General features: G+C 34.8%; 14 protein-coding genes and 1 riboswitch. Of the genes, 5 read left to right on the forward strand and 9 right to left on the reverse strand.

Annotation, left to right across the window (positions count from 1 at the left end; translation table 11 throughout):
* Positions 1 to 123: 123 nt before the first annotated feature.
* On the reverse strand, positions 124 to 447 hold the full coding sequence (locus M2373_RS12195) for a DUF6660 family protein (protein ID WP_259111029.1): 324 nt from the start codon (positions 445 to 447) through the stop codon (positions 124 to 126).
* 131 nt (positions 448 to 578) lie between these two features.
* Between M2373_RS12195 and M2373_RS12200 the strand changes: the two genes are divergently transcribed.
* The 4 genes from M2373_RS12200 (at position 579) to M2373_RS12215 (ending at position 2413) form a co-directional block, all read left to right on the forward strand.
* A complete protein-coding gene (locus M2373_RS12200) occupies positions 579 to 1211 on the forward strand; it encodes a hypothetical protein (protein ID WP_259111031.1) in 633 nt (210 codons plus the stop codon).
* Positions 1212 to 1332: 121 nt separating this feature from the next.
* A complete protein-coding gene (locus M2373_RS12205) occupies positions 1333 to 1608 on the forward strand; it encodes a hypothetical protein (protein WP_259111033.1) in 276 nt (91 codons plus the stop codon).
* 22 nt (positions 1609 to 1630) lie between these two features.
* Positions 1631 to 1978, forward strand: a complete 348-nt coding sequence (locus M2373_RS12210; protein WP_259111035.1) for a hypothetical protein — start codon at positions 1631 to 1633, stop codon at positions 1976 to 1978.
* A 132-nt stretch (positions 1979 to 2110) separates the two neighbouring features.
* Entirely contained in the window at positions 2111 to 2413 is a 303-nt protein-coding gene (locus M2373_RS12215; protein WP_259111037.1) for a hypothetical protein, read from the forward strand.
* Positions 2414 to 3060: 647 nt separating this feature from the next.
* On the opposite strand, the gene M2373_RS12220 is transcribed toward M2373_RS12215, so the two are convergent.
* Entirely contained in the window at positions 3061 to 4554 is a 1494-nt protein-coding gene (locus tag M2373_RS12220) for a RagB/SusD family nutrient uptake outer membrane protein (protein WP_259111041.1), read from the reverse strand.
* 19 nt (positions 4555 to 4573) lie between these two features.
* Entirely contained in the window at positions 4574 to 7483 is a 2910-nt protein-coding gene (locus tag M2373_RS12225; RefSeq protein ID WP_259111043.1) for a TonB-dependent receptor, read from the reverse strand.
* A gap of 83 nt (positions 7484 to 7566) precedes the next feature.
* Positions 7567 to 7663, reverse strand: a riboswitch (SAM riboswitch).
* A gap of 366 nt (positions 7664 to 8029) precedes the next feature.
* Between M2373_RS12225 and M2373_RS12230 the strand changes: the two genes are divergently transcribed.
* Positions 8030 to 8437, forward strand: coding sequence for a type II 3-dehydroquinate dehydratase (locus M2373_RS12230; protein ID WP_259111045.1), 408 nt, complete (start codon positions 8030 to 8032; stop codon positions 8435 to 8437).
* Between the two features lie 321 nt (positions 8438 to 8758).
* On the opposite strand, the gene pckA is transcribed toward M2373_RS12230, so the two are convergent.
* The 6 genes from pckA to M2373_RS12260 form a co-directional block, all read right to left on the reverse strand.
* A complete protein-coding gene (gene pckA, locus M2373_RS12235) occupies positions 8759 to 10378 on the reverse strand; it encodes a phosphoenolpyruvate carboxykinase (ATP) (protein ID WP_259111046.1) in 1620 nt (539 codons plus the stop codon).
* 130 nt (positions 10379 to 10508) lie between these two features.
* Positions 10509 to 11411, reverse strand: a complete 903-nt coding sequence (locus M2373_RS12240) for a GYDIA family GHMP kinase (protein ID WP_259111048.1) — start codon at positions 11409 to 11411, stop codon at positions 10509 to 10511.
* Between the two features lie 11 nt (positions 11412 to 11422).
* Positions 11423 to 12298 carry an ACP S-malonyltransferase gene (gene fabD / locus M2373_RS12245; protein ID WP_259111050.1) on the reverse strand — a complete coding sequence of 292 codons (876 nt, stop codon included), beginning with the start codon at positions 12296 to 12298 and terminating at the stop codon, positions 11423 to 11425.
* 60 nt (positions 12299 to 12358) lie between these two features.
* The gene (locus tag M2373_RS12250; protein ID WP_259111052.1) at positions 12359 to 14305 is read right to left on the reverse strand and encodes a LysM peptidoglycan-binding domain-containing protein; all 1947 of its coding nucleotides are present in this window, start codon (positions 14303 to 14305) and stop codon (positions 12359 to 12361) included.
* 37 nt (positions 14306 to 14342) lie between these two features.
* A complete protein-coding gene (gene bshC, locus M2373_RS12255) occupies positions 14343 to 15929 on the reverse strand; it encodes a bacillithiol biosynthesis cysteine-adding enzyme BshC (protein ID WP_259111054.1) in 1587 nt (528 codons plus the stop codon).
* A 13-nt stretch (positions 15930 to 15942) separates the two neighbouring features.
* Positions 15943 to 17880: a putative porin gene (locus tag M2373_RS12260; RefSeq protein WP_259111056.1), complete on the reverse strand. Its 1938-nt coding sequence runs from the start codon at positions 17878 to 17880 to the stop codon at positions 15943 to 15945.
* Positions 17881 to 17972 lie beyond the last annotated feature (92 nt).

Raw genomic sequence — 17972 nt, forward strand, 5'->3', positions numbered from 1 at the left:
GATTCCCTCTAAATCTCATTGGTTTTAGAAACCTATGAGGTTTGACAACGATGAAATGCAAAAATATCACGAAGACCTCTGCAACGGTATTGCAAAGTTTCATGGAATGTTTAAAATCAATAATTAAATCTTAGGCGGCTGCCAGATATGGTCGTAAACCTGATATGCGAAATTATTCTTCTGAAAAAGAATTTTCTTGCAAAAATAAGCCTGAATCTGTTCAGGAATCTTGATTAAAGGCTCCATTTTAAAAGCTGTCACTGTAATCTGGCAGCAATTACAAACGCACAATGGGGAGCAAATATCTCCTTTGTCTTTGGAGTGAGATTCTTCGATGCTTAGAGCTAATTTTGCTTCAGCTGAACCTGATTTTTGGTGCACATCTTCGCATGGCATAACAGATAAAGCCATGAAATAGAATGCCAAAATAAATCTGAAAAGGTTCATTGAGACAAAGGTAGAGAAATTTTCTAAATGTAATTTACTTTTAATATTTTTGAAAAAATTCTTTTTTACTTTAGAGTATGAGGTTATCTATTTTATTATTATTTCTTTTTAATATCAATTTTGCACAAGACTTGGAAATTAAAATTCCTGATGATTTTAAAGAATTCCCCTTATCTGACAGGGAATTAGGTTCATACAAGAAAATAAAAATTTGCTATGATATCATTAATCATTCAAATGAATATTATAAAATAATAATAGATTCAACAGGATTCAGCAATGTTGAAAATGAAGCTGTCGATGAGCTTTATCTTGGATTGGCCGATTTTAGAATTTATGAAAATGGAATATTAAAAAATAAGCAAACCGGAAATCTACCTTACACTAGAGGAACTAGAAAATATCCATTTCCAACAAATAAAGAACTTTTACAATTTAAAAAGAAAAATGAATTGAACTTTAAAGATATTTATGATATCAGAATTTTCCACGAAATAAGCAAAAGAATAATAACGCTGGCTCCCAAAGAAACTCGATCATTCTGTCTTGATATTACTTTACCTTTCTATAATTCTCCAGCAGATGATGGAGCAACTCTATATTTTGAAGTAGAGAATGACAAAAGATATGATTATCAAATACATTTAAATATTCCAAAACAAATGATCCATCGATTTTCCTCTATTATCGGGGGTTCAAAAAAATATAAAATATTTACAGGAGAAATTGTTTCTAACAAAGTTCCTTTTATTCTTAAAAGATGAAAAGTTATCAAATAGGAATAAAAATTAAAATAACAATTCAAAACTGCAGTAATGAAAAATATTTCTTCTTTGTAATACTATTTTTTCTCTCATGTGAGAAAAAAAATCAGAAATTAATATTATGAATGAATCATTATCTATTTATGACTCTGTAAAAATTGAGCTTTCTTCAGACCCTCTTTACATAATTAATGAAGATGGAACTTATAACAAAAAAGACATTGAAAAAATGTATGGTATATCATATTGTAATCTCGATAATCCCTTCGTTGGTAGTCCTGTAAAAGCAAAATTTTCATTTCCTATTATCAATCAGATTAATTATACAGGTGAATATTATAAACCTGGAGTACCCGTTAGTCATTTAAATATTATACGAAAAGCATATGGTTTATAAATCAATACTGATATTTTTTTGCATGACTTTAGTAAGTTGTGACAATAGTTCAGATTTAAAGAATCAAATTACAATTACTATAAAGGTTATAGACTCTCAGACAAAGCAACCTAGGATAAATGACACTGTTACAATAAGACAAGCAAAATGGGGAATTCCTAGAAGATATGTTGAAATAGGGCAATACTTGACTGATTCTTTAGGGATGGCGACTCTTAAAATCAATAAAATGAATCGTTATAGTTTTGAGACAGATGGACCAAATTTCGCATTTGGCTCAGATGAATATGGAGAAGGGGAATTAAAGAATAATCAACAAATTATAATAAATGTGGTTGATCCAGACAAGAAACAAATTAAAATCGAATAAACCTTGCTATATCTTGGATTCTGTTATTGTTGGTGGATTGAACCACGCAATGCATGAAATGAAAATAAAATTAAGTTTTGGAAATTATTTAGCTAGCAAAGTATGGTATTGGCCAATAAAATAGATAATCAAATGAAAAATATATTATTGATATTGTTATTTAGTTACATAAATATTTTTGCTCAAACAGGAAAATTTTGTACTCTTTATTTATCACCGTGCAAAAATGAATCAATGTTGGAAGAAGTATATAATTGTGATGGAAAATTCTTTTTAAAATTTAAATATGGAGAAACAAAAGATGCAGTTGTAGAAAAACAAAATGATGGTTCATATAGAATAATGAATATTGGATATATGATAAACCAAAAATATTTAGATATTAAGAAATTCCAAAACGAGAAATATTTATTATTGTCAAGAAAGATAGAATAACATTAAGAGTTATTAAAGGTAATAATCAGAAAAAATTTTATGATTATTTAAAGTCTAAAAAAACAATACCAAAATATCTATTAGAATCCTAAATTACCAAATTCTCCCGAAAATATTCGGGGGAATTTTTTACAGTGTCTTCTTTCCAAAACTATGAATCCGAACCGTCTCCAAGAAATTGGCAGCAAACAATATTTGGAAATTCACTACATTTAGTTCAGTGCTTCTTTGGCGTTTAAACAACCCAATAAATTAAATACAACAATGAAAATTAAAATAAGAATTCAAACTGCAGTAATGAAAAAATGATTATCACAAAAGAGCCTGAGGCTTTAGAGTCATTTATTAATATCAATGGCGAAATAGAAGTCGAGACAAACGAACAGGAAGACAATATATATTTGAATGTAGGAAAAAATGATGATGGAACGATTTATATTCAAATATGAGATTCCCAAAATACACAGTATACTATTTATCATGAGGGCAAAAATATGTTTGAAGATTATTTATAAGATGGTATCACATTCTAAATTGAAAGCCTTTCAAAAAAATTCCGAGAACATCAGTAAAATTTAAATCATAGATAGCATTACAAAAAGCCGCCTCACAAATTGTGAGGCGGCTTTTCTATAGGTCGTACTAATCTACAAATTCGGATTATTCTCAATTTCCTTCTGCGGAATCGAAAACAAGTAATATCTACTGTTCGCCACAAACGCTGATTGGTCAGGGAAAGCAAAAATCGTATGCCCTCTTCCGTTTACCGTTTTCACGACACCGTCCGGAGTGGTAATTTGTACCTGAATCGCTTGTCCGCTGGTATTTGTGAATGGTTTTCTTACAACTGTCCCCTGTGTTCTGATGATATCAGATAATGAAAAACCTTCTCCAAAAAGTTCTTTTCTTCTTTCAATCAAAACTTCTTTGATGACGTCATTTTGAGCCAAAGATCCTGTATATTGATTCGCATTTCTTGCCGATTTCAACTGATTTAAAACGGCTACTGCGTTGCTGACGTTTCCGTTTCTGGCTTCAGCTTCAGCTTCAATTAAATACATTTCAGCTGCTCTCATGAAAACGATATCTGCAATTAAATTCGCTTTAAATTTAAACTTAGCATATCTTAAAAGCCCTTCCCTTCCCGGATTTCCATCCCATGAGAATAAAGAATAACGGATATCATTCGTATCAAACAGATCTTTAAAGTAAGGATCTGCCATAAAGCTGTAATAATAACTTCCCGAAGACGAAACATCTAAAAAATGGAAAGCATAACTTTCACCCGACTGTTCCTGTGTCTGACCGTGTCCCCAGATCCACTCACCGTTACTAATGTCATTGAAGCCATCTTTATATTTCTCGGCAGTCATCAGGGCATATCCGTTTCTGGCAATTTTTGCGGAAGCAGCAGCCTTCGTCCAGTCTCCTGTATTCAGATAAACTCTTGCCAACAAACCATTTACAACCGATCTGTCGATTTTATCCTTATTATTTCTTGAATAGTTTTGAAGCAATTGATCAGCATCAGTTAAATCACTTTTAACCAACGTATAAATTTCCTCCAGACTTGCTTTTTTCTTTCCGACTGAGTTGGTTGTCGTTGGTTCAGTATAAATCGGAGCCGTTAATGCATTTTTATCTTTCAAATAACTGAACTGGTAAAAACTCGCCAGATTCAGATAGCAAAATGCTCTTAATGCTTTTGCCTGACCTTTTACCTGATCTTTTTTCTCCTGAGTTCCTTCTGCAGCATCAATTCTGGCAATAACATTATTCATATTATTGATTACAGAATATAAAGAATTCCAGATATACAAAGGTCTGCTTCCGGTATTGTTCACCAGATCTGTAAAAGCATAGGCACCCGGAAAACCGTATTTATTGGTCAAAACCGCTACATCACTTCCCATCGCATCGCTTGTTCTCAACACAGTAGAATATCCGATATTGGCATAGGTTGTTCCATCATCATTGAATTTTGCCCAGGTCCCGTTAATAACTGTTTCAGCACTTTCGGCTGTTTTAAAAACTTCCGCTTCATTCGCCTGATTGGTAGGAGCTGTTTCCAGATCGCTTTCACAACTTATTAAAGACAGGGTTGTGATTAAAGCAAAAGATAGATATTTTAATTTTTTCATTGTTTTAATTTTAAAAGTTTTAAAGAGTTGCCTGTAATCCGAAAGTGATCGTTCTCATTGCAGGATATCTGTAATACGTCGTCCCATCTAAAGTCTGCTCAGGATCCATTCCTTTGTGTTTGTAGAATGTTAAAAGATTTTCAGCCTGAACATACACTCTGAATTTCTTCAGTCCGATTTTTTCAAAATAATTTGTCGGAAGCGTATACCCCAAACTTACATTTTTCACCCTGGCATATGTTCCAGAGTATAAAAATCTCGATGACGTTGAAGTCCAGTTATTGGTGGTTGTGCTTAAAGCCGGAACATCCGTATCAGTATTTTCCGGAGTCCATCTGTTGATCATTTCTGCACTCCAGGCGCGCCCTGCCGAACTTCCGTTATGCATTAGCATCGTATAATCGGTATCTAATATTTTCCCTCCGATACTGAAAGTCACCAACGTTGAAAAATCAAAATTTTTGTAAGCTAAGCTTGTCGTCAGACCTCCCATTACTTTAGGAAGTGATGAGCCCTGAAGCGTTTTTGTAGCTTTGGCATATTCTGAAGTCGTTCCTTCCACCGTATTTCCATTAGCATCCGTCGTAATCGTTTTCCAAAGCGGATTTCCGTTTGTTGGATCCACTCCCATCCATTCCGGAATGAAGAAATCATAGATTGATCCTCCCACCTGCAACAGTTTTGTTCCGCTGACAATCGATCCTTTTGGAAGCTTCGTGATTTCATTTTTTAAAGTGCTTAAATTCAAATCTACATTCCATTCAAAATCTTTAGTTTTAATTGGTGTTGTAAATAATGAAAACTCAAAACCTGTATTTTTCAATTCTCCGATGTTTGCCTGATATTCACTGAAACCTAAAGACGGAGCCAAAGGCATTCCGAATAAAAGATCTTTACTCTGGCGCTGGAAATATTCTACGTTACCTTTAATTCTGTTTTTTAAAATGGCAAATTCCAAACCTACGTTTAAATTAAGATTGGTTTCCCATTTGAGGTCCGGAGTTGGCAATTTACTCGCCACTGTACCTCCTTCACCCAGATTATTGTAAAAAGAATACAAACTTTGATATGCATAATAAGTGCTCAGCTTATCATTCCCCTGTCCACCGTAGCTTGCTCGAAGTGTTAACTGATTGAAGAAATTTAAATTCTTAATAAAAGCTTCATTAGATGCTTTCCATGAACCTCCCACAGACCAGAATGTTCCCCATCTGTTTTCAGGAGAAAATCTTGAAGAACCATCTGCTCTTACCGATCCTGAGAGGAAATATTTATTCTGGTAATCGTATTCCGCTTTACCTAGATAACTTAGCAATCCCAATTTATCACTGCTTCCGCTGAATCCGCCTAACAAGGCCGCTGCATCAGGCTCGTAATAATATGGAAGTGAAAACTGACTTCTGCTTCCTGAAATGGTCTGATATTCATAATGATAAAATTCCTGACCACCCAAAATATTAATATGGTGCTGTCCGAATTTTTTATCATACGTCAAAATATTACTTGTTGTATAAGACAGCGTTCTCGAGTTGGTTTTCGTTACCGAACCTCCGATTTCCGCGCCTTCTCCCAATAAAGGATTGGTATAATAATGACCGTTGTAATTTACTAAATCAACAGAGAAACTTGTCCGGAATTTAAGTTCCGGTAAGAAAGTAAATTCAGCAAAACCTTTTCCTGAAAAATTATCTTCTCTGTTCTCGTTTTTATCCAGAGGCAGTGTTGCAGCCGCATTTTCATTCTGCAATGCACTTGTAGGTCTGTATTTTCCGAAATCATAAATATAGTTTCCGTTGGAATCCAGCTTATAACTTCCATCTGCATTTCTTTCATAATAAGGATAGAAAGACGGAATAATTCTCGCTGCATTAATCACATTATCAGTTCTTGAATCTGATGAAGGCGGTGCTTCCTGAAGGCTGTTGGTATACGCTAAGTTGGCTCCGACATTCAGCCATTTCTTCACTTCAGAATTGATTTTTAATCTGGTACTGTACCTTTTAAACCCCGACTCTATCGCAATTCCTTTATCATCCAGATATCCTAAAGAGAAAAAATAATTACTCTTTTCATTCCCCCCGCTGATGTCCAGATCTACCTGATTTCTTGAAGCTACTCTCTGTAAGATATCCTTCCAGTTGTCGTTCCATAAAGGTGTTGCTCCGGCTACCAATTTCCCATCTGTTCCTACCGGTTTTGTATAGCTTGCTCCATAGGGATTGATCCCCAATGCATTCACCAGGTTATCAGTCGCCATTTGCGCTGCCTGCTGAGAAGAGATCTGGCTTGATTTATATCCGTTTCTCAATGCCTCCCAGTACAGCTCATAGTATTGGTCGGTACTCAGCTGCTCATAATCTTTCACTGCCCGGCTTGAGAACCCCTGACTGATATTAAAATTCACACGGGCTTCCCCTTTTTTACCGGATTTTGTCGTGATAATGATAATTCCGTTCGCCCCTCTTGAACCATATAATGAACTTGCTGTCGCATCTTTCAAAACACTGATCGATTCAATATCATTCGGGCTGATTGAGTTGATATTTCCGTCAAAAGGAATTCCATCTACTACAAACAGAGGATTACTCGAAGCACTGATAGAACCTATTCCACGAATTCTTATCGAAGCCGTTGAACCCGGTTGTCCTGAAGAACTTACTGCCTGAAGTCCTGGCACCTGTCCTTCCAGTGCTTTTGTAATATTGGTAACCGGTCTGCTGTTGATTTTCTCGCTGGAAATTGTCGCTACCGACCCTGTATAACTTGTTCTTTTTGCTTTTCCATAAGCCACTACCACTACTTCATCTATTTCTTTTTCGCGAAGTGTATCTTTTTTTGTATCCTGCCCGTTTACCTGTGCAATTCCCAGAAAGAATGCTGCAACTGGCGGAATCCAAATTTTTGAATTAATTAAATTTCTGCTAATCATAATCAATTTTATGTATCAAATATTAAAAATTAACCCTTTGCAGAAAAGTCAGCAAAGGGCATCGATAAATACGATTAACCAATTGCTTATTTTTCCTTTAAAGGCTGAATGTAACACCTTGCTTTCTGCAGGTTGTTAAGATTTCACAGGGTCAGTTCCCTCCATCTTTCTTTATAAGCCGATCGAAATATGTCTGCAAAGCTAAAAACAATTAGTCTATAAAACAAGTAGACTTTTAAAAAATTAATTATAATTTCACAAAAATTAAGTTAATTTCCACTTAAAAACCAATAAAATAAAGACTTACACAGAAATGTTAAATTTTCAAATATGAGAAATATCATTAAAAATAATGCAATGGATAAAATTTAACTTTAAGACTATAAGCAATTATTAGTTATGTCGTTTTTTCAAGTAGTTTTTTGAAAAAAATATATCAAAATGTAAGCTTTAATCCCCTTTTTTGACACATTTTTTATCATTTTACGATCAAAAAACACTTGAATAAACGTGAGATTAATTCAAAAAACTTATTAATTTTATAGAATGAAAGTTTTAATTGTAAACGGTCCTAATTTGAACTTGTTAGGCACAAGAGAACCTGAAATTTACGGAACAATTTCAATGGAAGATTATTTGGAAAAACTGAAATCTGAATTTCCTTCTCATGAAATACAATATTATCAGACCAATATTGAAGGTGAAATAATTAACCGACTTCAGAAAGACGATTTTGATGCATTGGTGATCAATCCGGGGGCTTTCACGCATTATTCCTATGCCATTGCCGACTGTTTAAAAAATATTCAGAAACAGAAGGTGGAGGTTCATATCAGTAACATTTACAAAAGAGAGGAATTTCGCCAAAAATCAGTAACCGCTGCTAATTCAGATGCCGTTCTGTCCGGATTTGGAATGGATGGATACCGATTGGCGATCTTGAGTTTGAAGTAATTGTATTAAGATAAAATTGAAAGATGCTTCGACAGGCTCAGCATGACACTACTCTAATATTAACTTGTTACCATTTAGCAGCACATTTGTAGCGGTGTCATGCAGTGTTTGTCGAAGCAAAATATAAAAAAGCCTTATCAAATTGATGAGGCTTTAAAATTTAGTTTGTTGTCTGCTCTTGTAACTGAGGACCTGAAGCGATTAACTTTTATCTTCCAATATTGTATATATTAACAGTCACTTTATAACGGTGTCATGCTGAGCTTGTCGAAGCATTAAAAAATATAAAAAAAGCCTCATCAATTGATGAGGCTTTATAATTTAGTTTGTTGTCTGCTCTTGTAACTGAGGACCTGAAGCAATTAACTTTTTACCTTCCTCAGTATTGCAATACTGATCAAAGTTTTTGATATATTTTGCCGCAAGATCTTTTGCTTTTTCTTCCCATTCAGAAGCATCGTTATAAGTATCTCTAGGATCTAGAATACCATCAGAAACATTTGGCAATTCTGTAGGAACTTCAAGATTCATAATAGGAATTCTTGTTTTTGGAGCATCTTCGATAGAACCATCAATGATAGCATCAATAATTGCTCTTGTATCTTTTAAAGAAATTCTCTTTCCAGTACCATTCCAACCTGTATTTACCAGGTATGCTTTAGCACCGTGCTCCTTCATTTTTCCGATCAATGTTTTTGAATACATTGTTGGGTGTAATGTTAAGAAAGCCTCACCAAAAGCTGGCGAGAAAGAAGGCTGAGGTTCAGTAATTCCTCTTTCAGTACCTGCTAATTTAGAAGTATACCCACAAAGGAAGTGATATTGAGCCTGATTTTCATCCAAAACAGAAACCGGAGGCAATACCCCAAATGCATCTGCAGAAAGATAAACAATTTTGCTCGCGTGTCCTGCTTTTGAAGGCAAAACGATTTTATTAATATGATAAATCGGATAAGAAACTCTCGTGTTTTCTGTAATTGATCCGTCTGTATAGTCGGAAACTCCGTTATTCACCACAACATTTTCAAGAAGCGCATCTCTTTTGATTGCTCTGAAAATATCCGGTTCTTTTTCTTCAGAAAGGTCGATTACTTTTGCATAACAACCTCCTTCATAGTTGAATACTCCATTGTTATCCCAACCATGTTCATCATCACCAATCAGATATCTTTTCGGATCAGCAGATAAAGTTGTTTTTCCCGTTCCTGAAAGTCCGAAGAAAAGAGCAACATCTCCTTCTTCACCTACGTTTGCAGAACAGTGCATTGAAGCCATTCCCTTTAATGGAAGATAATAGTTCATCATAGCGAACATTCCTTTCTTCATTTCTCCTCCATACCAGGTTCCTCCGATAATCTGAAGTTTTTCAGTAAGGTTGAACATCACGAAGTTTTCAGAATGCAATCCTTGAGCCTCCCAGTTCGGGTTTGTCGTTTTAGAACCATTGATTACTGTGAAATCAGGCTCTCCGAAGTTTTCAAGCTCATAGTGAGAAGGACGGATAAACATATTAGTAACGAAATGCGCCTGCCACGCTACTTCAACGATGAACCTTACTTTTAATCTTGTGTCAGCATTTGTTCCACAAAAAGCATCTACAACATACATTTTCTTTGAGGTAGAAAGCTGGTTCAGCACTAAATCTTTACAAGACTGGAAAATTTCCGCTGTGGTAGGTAAATTTACTTTACCATCCCAGAAGATTGTTTCTCTTGTAACATCATCCTGAACTATATACCTGTCTTTAGGAGAACGACCTGTGAAAATTCCTGTTTTTACTGATACTGCACCAGATTCCGTAAGCTCAGCTTTCTCAAAGCCTTGATTTTCAGGAGCAACTTCAGCCTGATACAATTCTTCATAAGAAGGATTATAGACGACTTCGTAATTTCCTTTAATCCCTAATTTTTCTAAATCTTGGATGATTTTAGCGTGTTTCATTTTACTTATATTTTCTATTTCTTTTTTGGGTTCAACAAAATTAATATTAATTAATTGTTAAAGGTGGTTTAAATATAATGATATAAGTCAGAATGGCAAATAAAAAATAAGCCCTATAAAAAACTGAAAATCAATGAATTATTTCATTGTATTCAAAAATAGTGTAAAAACCTTTTCCCCAAAAATAGTCCTTAAAGCCATCAAATTTTGAGCTCATGACAAAATCTCCACCCCAAGCCCCCAAACTTTTAACAAAAACCGGGCTATCGGAGAAAAACTTCTCTTTAACTGTGGGAATTTCAAGGAAATTGGAGATTTTTTGCTCATGAATTAACATTAAGTCAGAAAATTTTTCCAATTCGTTACATAGTAAAATATTTCTTGTAAGATCCGAAAATTCATCAACCAACTTTTGAGACTTCGTTTTTGACTTGTAAAAACTTATTCCTTCGCGACTGTCCTGCTTTTGATTTAGATGAATAAAAATAAGCTCATTTTTAAAAGAAGGGTCAAAATTGACCTTTTCATATTTAATCTCTGGAACGCTCTGAAAAAGGACAGCAGATTTCTCTTTTGCGACGGCAATATCATAGCCACTCCCCCCCAGGCTTATCTTATTTAAATAAAAAGGATCGATCTGTGCCCACTCTGCTAAATTGTTCATTAGAGTAGAGCTACTTCCAAGCCCGTAGTCCGATGGAAATTGAAGATTTGTTGTTAAATGATAAGTAACATCACTTTTGAATTGAATTGCAGAAAGTGCCTGAACATTTTTTAAAGTCTTTAAAATAAATTCAGCACTTGATGGAATATTAGTTTCTAAAACCTGCCAGTTTTTGTAATCTATGACTGCTTTTAGCCATATTTTGTTCTGATGATAGGCTTCCCAGAAAATCAAAGATCTCTGATCATCCCTTTCCTGAAACGAAAACTCTTGTCCCAGCCTGGTAGGTACCGCTAAGACAAGAGCTCCGTCCATTGCGAAATATTCTGACGTAAGCATTAGCTTTCCCGGTGAAAATATCTCGCTCATATTTTTAATTTTTAGATTGCAGAGGCAACATCTACAGAAGAATCAATTTTTTTGATTAATCCCTGAAGTGTTTTTCCAGGTCCTACTTCAATGAAGTTGTTAGCCCCGTCTTTAATCATATTCTGAACAGACTGTGTCCATTTTACAGGACCTGTAAGTTGTGCAATAAGATTTTGTTTAATTTCTTCTGGATTTGTAATCGCTGTAGTAGTAATATTCTGATATACAGGAATTGTAGCGTTTCTGAATTTTGTTTTCTCTATCGCCGCCGCCAGTCTCTCTTGTGCAGGCTGCATCAATGGAGAATGGAATGCTCCGTTTACAGGCAATAACAAAGCTCTTTTCGCCCCTGCCTCTTTCAATTTTACACATGCTTCTTCAACAGCAGCAGTTTCTCCGGAAATCACCAATTGTCCGGGACAGTTGTAATTTGCGGGAACTACAACTCCATCAATCTGAGCGCAGATTTCTTCAACTTTAGCATCTTCCAATCCTAAAATTGCAGCCATAGAGCTCGGATTAACATTACAGGCATCCTGCATTGCTTTAGCTCTCTCAGAGACCAACTTCAGTCCGTCATCGAAAGATAAAACACCGTTAGCCACTAATGCTGAAAATTCTCCTAAAGAATGCCCGGCAACCATTTCGGCTCCAAGACCGTTTACTGCTTTAAGCGCAGCTACTGAATGTATAAAAATTGAAGGTTGGGTAACCTCTGTTTTTTTAAGATCTTCATCCGCTCCATTAAACATAATAGAAAGGATATCAAACCCCAAAATTTCGTTGGCAGATTCCATCAAGTCCTTAATGTCTTTTCTAGAATCGTACAATTCTTTTCCCATTCCTACGAACTGAGAACCCTGCCCAGGAAATACAAGTGCTTTCATGTATTGATTTAAATATTTTGCAAATATAAAGATAATGTTAATAACGATCAACCTAGAACCTTAAGGTACTAATCTGATCACACGGTGACCCGTATTTACATAAGCTCCGTTTGCTTTAGATTTTACAAACTCAAATTTGGTAGCCAACTGAGTCTGCACTTTATTCATTTGTTTAAAGATCTCTCCTTTTTTGTTTTCTCTTGTCAGCATATCGTTTACTACATCAAAACCTACAATAGCATATTTTGGAGGAGTCTTGCAGTACTTACTTTTATAAGCTGCCAGGATCTCTTTTTCAAAATTACCTTCCGCATTGATCTTTCTATCCATCAGATAGACCAGATTTGCCTGACTAAGATCGTCCACTTTCTTCTCGAAAACTGGCGAATAGTACATACTGAAAGCTTTTACTCCCTGAACTTCTTTAGATAAAGCAATCACTTTATTGGCAAAAGCATCTCCAGCCGCATCATTGTCATTAGCCAGAATAGCAATAACCGGTGCAGACTGTCCTGTCATCATATTCTGATCCAGCTGAATATCTGCCGGAGAATTTACAATAATTACGTTAGGACTTTTTAAAGCTTTTTCGAGACCTGCTTTGATATAATTTGCATTATCTTTTTTAGCATCAGCTACGATATAAACTTTTTGATCAGAGTAAGCAGACTTTACTTCTTCAATAATTTTATCAGCATAAGTCTGATCATTTGTTTCTACAATAATCAGATTGCTGTAAGTGTACAACTCCGGAGAGTTTGCGAATGGAGCAACAATTGGAATTTTCTGATTTTTAGTAAAATCCAATACGTCAACAACATTTGACTTAAAGAACGGTCCGATAATCAAATCTGTATTATCGGGATTTATTTGAGTTAATGAATTTCTGAATGACGCTTCATTTCCGGAATCCACTATTTTTATGTCTAATTTCTGTCCGTTTCTTGCATTTCTTTCAATAGCCAGTTTTGCGCCTGTTAAGAAATCTGTGGCCATTGCTCTGTACTGAGTTTCATTGGTACTGTAACCGAAAGGTAACATTAAAACAACGCTCAAAGCATCACCGTTTTTCTTAACATAAGCAGGATCAAGTTTTTTAATTTTTAAAACCATCCCGGATTTCAATCCGTGAGATAAATCAGGATTTAAAGCGATTAATTCGTCAATAGAAATTCCGAACTTATTCACGATAGAAAAAACAGTATCCCCTTGCTGAACAGTATAGGTCACATAATCATCACCTACAGCCGTACTGGTATTTGAAGACGATTTTTCGTTCCCTGAATCTACTTTTGTTTTTGAATTGCTCTCTGTAGAAATTACAGTTGCAGTAGATGCTCCTCCACCTGACCTTTTCACTTTGATAGATTCTCCCGGTTTCAGCCCTTTATCTTCCAATCCAGGATTTAAGGCGAAAAGCTCTTCTTTGGTAACATTAAACTGTTTTGAAATTCTGTAATAATTATCTTTTGCCTGTACTACATAATCTCCTTCCGCTGCAGTAACAGTTGCTGTCGGTGTCTCAACAGATGTTTCTACGGGTTTTGCAGCTACAGCAACAACCTGTTGCTGGTCTCCTCCATATTTTTTTATACTTTCAAGAGGTAATGTAATTTCATCACCAATTTTCATATGTGAATCCAATTCAGGATTCAATTTTCTCAAATCAGTTTCAGAAATACGATATTGTTTTGTAATTCCATAGACTGTTTGCTTGGGCTGTAAGACAATTTTACCCACCTGAGAATTATTCGCCGGTTTTGAAGTAACAGCAGTTTTAGGAGCTGCAGCAACAGCACCTTTCTCATTTTTAACGGTCAAAATATCTCCAAGCGCAAGCTTACCATCCTTTACCTTTGGATTTAACTTATACAATTCATCTACAGTCAGTCCGTATTTTTTTGCAATATTGTAGGGAGTATCTCCTTTTATAACGGTGTGCGATTTCTGAGCAGACACGCCCAAAACCATACATAAACTGGATAGAATAAAAAACCTCTTTATCATAGTCGATAATTATATTTACAAAAATACTTCTTTAAAATTAAATGGCAACAATTATTAGTTTGGACTCTCTTATTTCCATTTCTTCTAAACAAGTTTCAAGCCATGAATACCCATAATCTGCAAAGAATACGCTAAAATTATAAACCCTTTCCTGCCAGATTTTAGAAGGATGTACATCTAAAAACAGATTTTCCAGTCTTTCTAATAATTCACTTTGTTTTATTTTTTCTGCGTGAAGAAGGCGTTTTTTTAGTCTTTTAAAAGATTTCAGCTGTCTTACTTCTTCCGCTTTCACCATATTTCCAAAAGATTGCTCAGTAGTTTCAGCAATTATTTTCAATTCAGAAAACTGTTTTGTTAAAAGATTTTCTTTCTCCTCAAGCAATCTTAGAATTTCATTATTATCTAAAACTTTATTATTGGTGATTGTTGTAAAATTCTGAAAGAAATCATCAACATGCAGGTTGAGTTTTTCAATTTTACCCAAAGTTTTTTCTTTTAAAAATAACATTGAGTTTCTTGGAATCAGGATCGGAAAAGGAATATTGATTGTAGAAAAATAATCCTTGAGTTCAAGCCAATACATGATCTCTGCATTCCCTCCTATATAAGCCAGATTGGGCAAGACTGTTTCCTGATACACCGGGCGCATTAAGGCATTTGGGCTGAATTTTTCCGGAAAATTCTCCAGTTCATTTACAATTTCATCCTTTGTGAATCGAATATTTGTATCTACAATATTGTAGTTAGTTCCGTCAAAATCAATTCGGTCTCTTGTTTCAGATAAATAAAAAAGATTGATCTCACGTGGATTCACCTGGACCTTGCCATATTTTTCCGTTAAGAAGTTTACTTTTTCTTTAGCATTTTCATGTAAGCTGAAATGAAGAAGTTCGTCTTTAAAAATATCTTTGATTTGATTTTTAAGTTCTTTAGAATCCCCATCAAGAATTAACAGTCCAAATTCCGAGAAAAGACGGTTCACCAGTGTTTTGATGGCTTCTGTAAGAGTATTTCCAACCTTGTAAGCTTCTTTTAACATCAAAATCAACTCCGTTCCGAAAATAGAATCCTTAAATTCTTTTTCAAATTCAGAAATGAAATAAGTATCGCTTATTTTTATTCTTCCGACAGGTCCGCCAGATTTCTCATTGCTTTCGTAATAATTGTTTTCTGTTTTAAAATGGTTGATTTCGGCAAAATCATGATCTTCCGAAGCCATCCAATAGACAGGGACAAAATTAAAATCAGGAAAGCTTTCTTTCAAGTCGGTACATGTTTTAATCGTCTGTAAGATTTTATAAACAAAGAAAACCGGTCCCGAAAATAAGTTCAGCTGATGTCCTGTAGTAATCGTGAAAGTCTCAGGCTGTCTTAGATTTTCAATATTTTCCTTTTGCTTTGAAGAAAGAGAAAGATTGGATAACTGACTTTTAAAGACCTCAGACAAAACCGCTCTCTGTTCTTTTGTAAAAGAGTTTTGTTTGAGATGAATCTGATTCTTAAAATTATCGAAAGAAAAAATATTTTCTCCAAAACCCTCAATTTTCTGATTTAAAAAATCTTTTACAAGCTGAGGAATGCTTTGTATATCGTTAAATGATATTTTATTAATTGTTTTCAACTTTAATTAAGTTTTAGTTGAACAAATACCACACAATTCCGATGTTTAATCTAAAATCATAAACCGGATAATGTGGAAATGCATATGCTTTATTGTGAGACAGAACAGTCCCAATCTGCTGTCCTTCGATAAAAAAGAACATTTTTTTAACCTTCATATTAATATATACGTCAGCAATAGGTTGCCCTCCGATGGAGAAAGAATTTGTTCCGGGTAAAATATATTCATTAAGAACCGGAAGATATTCTCTGGAAGCAAATTTTGAGAAATAATACACTTTTATACCCGCCTGAATTTCAGCCGCATTTTTAAAGGCCTTCGACTGATAGAAAAAGTTGGCTCTTCCTATAAAGCCCGGCATAGGTAAAAGGTCTTTATTCGTCAGTGCATTCTGGAACTGTAATCTTGTATTCAGGTGAAAATTTCTGTAGCTGAAAGTGGCATCGCCTCCGATTTGAGAAATATTTAAAGAACTTTCACTCTGAGCCGGCATGGCCTCCATATCAAAATAAGTGTAGTTGTCTATTCTGAAATAATTGGCAAAAATTTCTGTCTTGAACCATTTTAAATTGATACTTCCGCCAATTTCCGTGATCGCCTGATTTTTGGCATCCTGCAAATAATAGTTAAAGTTATTATAAACAGAAGTATTGGCAAGATAATTAAATGAAGGATATGCGCTTTGAAAATTAACCTTAGCGTTCACAAAATAATCTTTGATTGGCTCAAACTTAATATTATTTGTTGTTTTCACATAACTTCCAAACTGGCTTCCGTTTGAGAATTCTAAGAATGAATTGAGCTGAATTTTATCAAATAATTTAACCTGTAAATTTCCTACAGCTCCAATTCTGTTTTCTTTCATTTCACTAGGAATTTCAAAATTGGGCGAAATAATTTCTGTTGTTCCGAATTTTATCATCTGATAGCGTACACCGGCATCCAATTTAAATTTTTCATTATCCCAAACCAGACTTACCGTATTGCTGAAATTGTTGGAGTATTTTTTTGTTGATAGCGGAAATCCTGAAACAAGCTGCGACTCGTCGTCATACCAAAGTGTTTCCAAAGCATCCTGGTGATAAAAGTATTTATTTCCCTGATTTGAAATCGTATGTCTTATTTTAAAGGGAATTTTTTCGGAATTAAAAGGCGCAAACTGATGCGTTAAATAATATCTTCTGTAGGAAAACTGAGAACTTGTACCAGCCAGGCTAACCTGAGCATTGGTTCGGTTTCTGAAATCGCTGTCTCCGTTCATGAAAAGGCTGTCTGCGACAATTCCACCATTTTCCTGATTGTTTACATTCTGATGCAGATAATGGGCAAACAATTCATAACTCCCACTTTTGGAAGTATAATGTCCGGAAAACAACGTATTGTTATTGGCAGCTAAAGAGTTTCTGTAAAGTCCCTGCGAACGAAGCCCCATATATTCCAGTGCAAAATTGAACCTTTTTCCGATATTCTGAGTGTAGGTTGACTTTAAAGCGGCACCGTTTTTCATTGAATTATGATAAACAAATGTAGCGGTTGGCGTCTTTACATCGTAATATTTAACATCATTAATTCCTAAAATTCCGTAGGATTTGTTCGTAGGTAGCAATGATAAATTTTCTTCAGCATTCACCTCATAGGACAGCGGATTAAATCCGGCTCCCACATTCGCAAACTGAGCTTTTCCGAAGTTATCTCTATTATTATACTGAGAGAAAATATAGGTCTTATCAAAAGTCATCACCGTATCAAAAACTTTTTTCTCTGAAAATTGGGTCTGATACTGATAATCATTAATCGTAGGTTTAAATATTTTCATAGAATCTTTTTTCCCGGAATCGATGACTAAGGTGTCTTCTTCTTTATTAGGAAGTTTATTAGAGTCCGTTTTATTAACGACTTGTGCCTGAGTCATAAAACCAAAGAAAACTATTATCGCAAGTATATACTTCATGTGTTCATTTATATTATTTCAAAAAGTCACACGTCACCCTAAATCTAGGATTTCAATATCAAATTTTGTAAAGCAAAAATAAGAAATAATGG

Origin of the sequence: Chryseobacterium sp. JUb7, from assembly GCF_024806495.1 — a bacterium.
Taxonomy (GTDB): domain Bacteria; phylum Bacteroidota; class Bacteroidia; order Flavobacteriales; family Weeksellaceae; genus Chryseobacterium.

Excerpts from the sequence above, each read along its gene's own strand:
- M2373_RS12195 (WP_259111029.1), bottom strand. The coding sequence starts at position 447 with ATGAACCTTTTCAGATTTATTTTGGCATTCTATTTCATGGCTTTATCT.
- M2373_RS12205 (WP_259111033.1), top strand. The coding sequence starts at position 1,333 with ATGAATGAATCATTATCTATTTATGACTCTGTAAAAATTGAGCTTTCT.
- M2373_RS12210 (WP_259111035.1), top strand. The coding sequence starts at position 1,631 with ATGACTTTAGTAAGTTGTGACAATAGTTCAGATTTAAAGAATCAAATT.
- M2373_RS12215 (WP_259111037.1), top strand. The coding sequence starts at position 2,111 with ATGAAAAATATATTATTGATATTGTTATTTAGTTACATAAATATTTTT.
- M2373_RS12220 (WP_259111041.1), bottom strand. The coding sequence starts at position 4,554 with ATGAAAAAATTAAAATATCTATCTTTTGCTTTAATCACAACCCTGTCT.
- M2373_RS12225 (WP_259111043.1), bottom strand. The coding sequence starts at position 7,483 with ATGATTAGCAGAAATTTAATTAATTCAAAAATTTGGATTCCGCCAGTT.
- M2373_RS12230 (WP_259111045.1), top strand. The coding sequence starts at position 8,030 with ATGAAAGTTTTAATTGTAAACGGTCCTAATTTGAACTTGTTAGGCACA.
- pckA (WP_259111046.1), bottom strand. The coding sequence starts at position 10,378 with ATGAAACACGCTAAAATCATCCAAGATTTAGAAAAATTAGGGATTAAA.
- M2373_RS12240 (WP_259111048.1), bottom strand. The coding sequence starts at position 11,411 with ATGAGCGAGATATTTTCACCGGGAAAGCTAATGCTTACGTCAGAATAT.
- fabD (WP_259111050.1), bottom strand. The coding sequence starts at position 12,298 with ATGAAAGCACTTGTATTTCCTGGGCAGGGTTCTCAGTTCGTAGGAATG.
- M2373_RS12250 (WP_259111052.1), bottom strand. The coding sequence starts at position 14,305 with ATGATAAAGAGGTTTTTTATTCTATCCAGTTTATGTATGGTTTTGGGC.
- M2373_RS12260 (WP_259111056.1), bottom strand. The coding sequence starts at position 17,880 with ATGAAGTATATACTTGCGATAATAGTTTTCTTTGGTTTTATGACTCAG.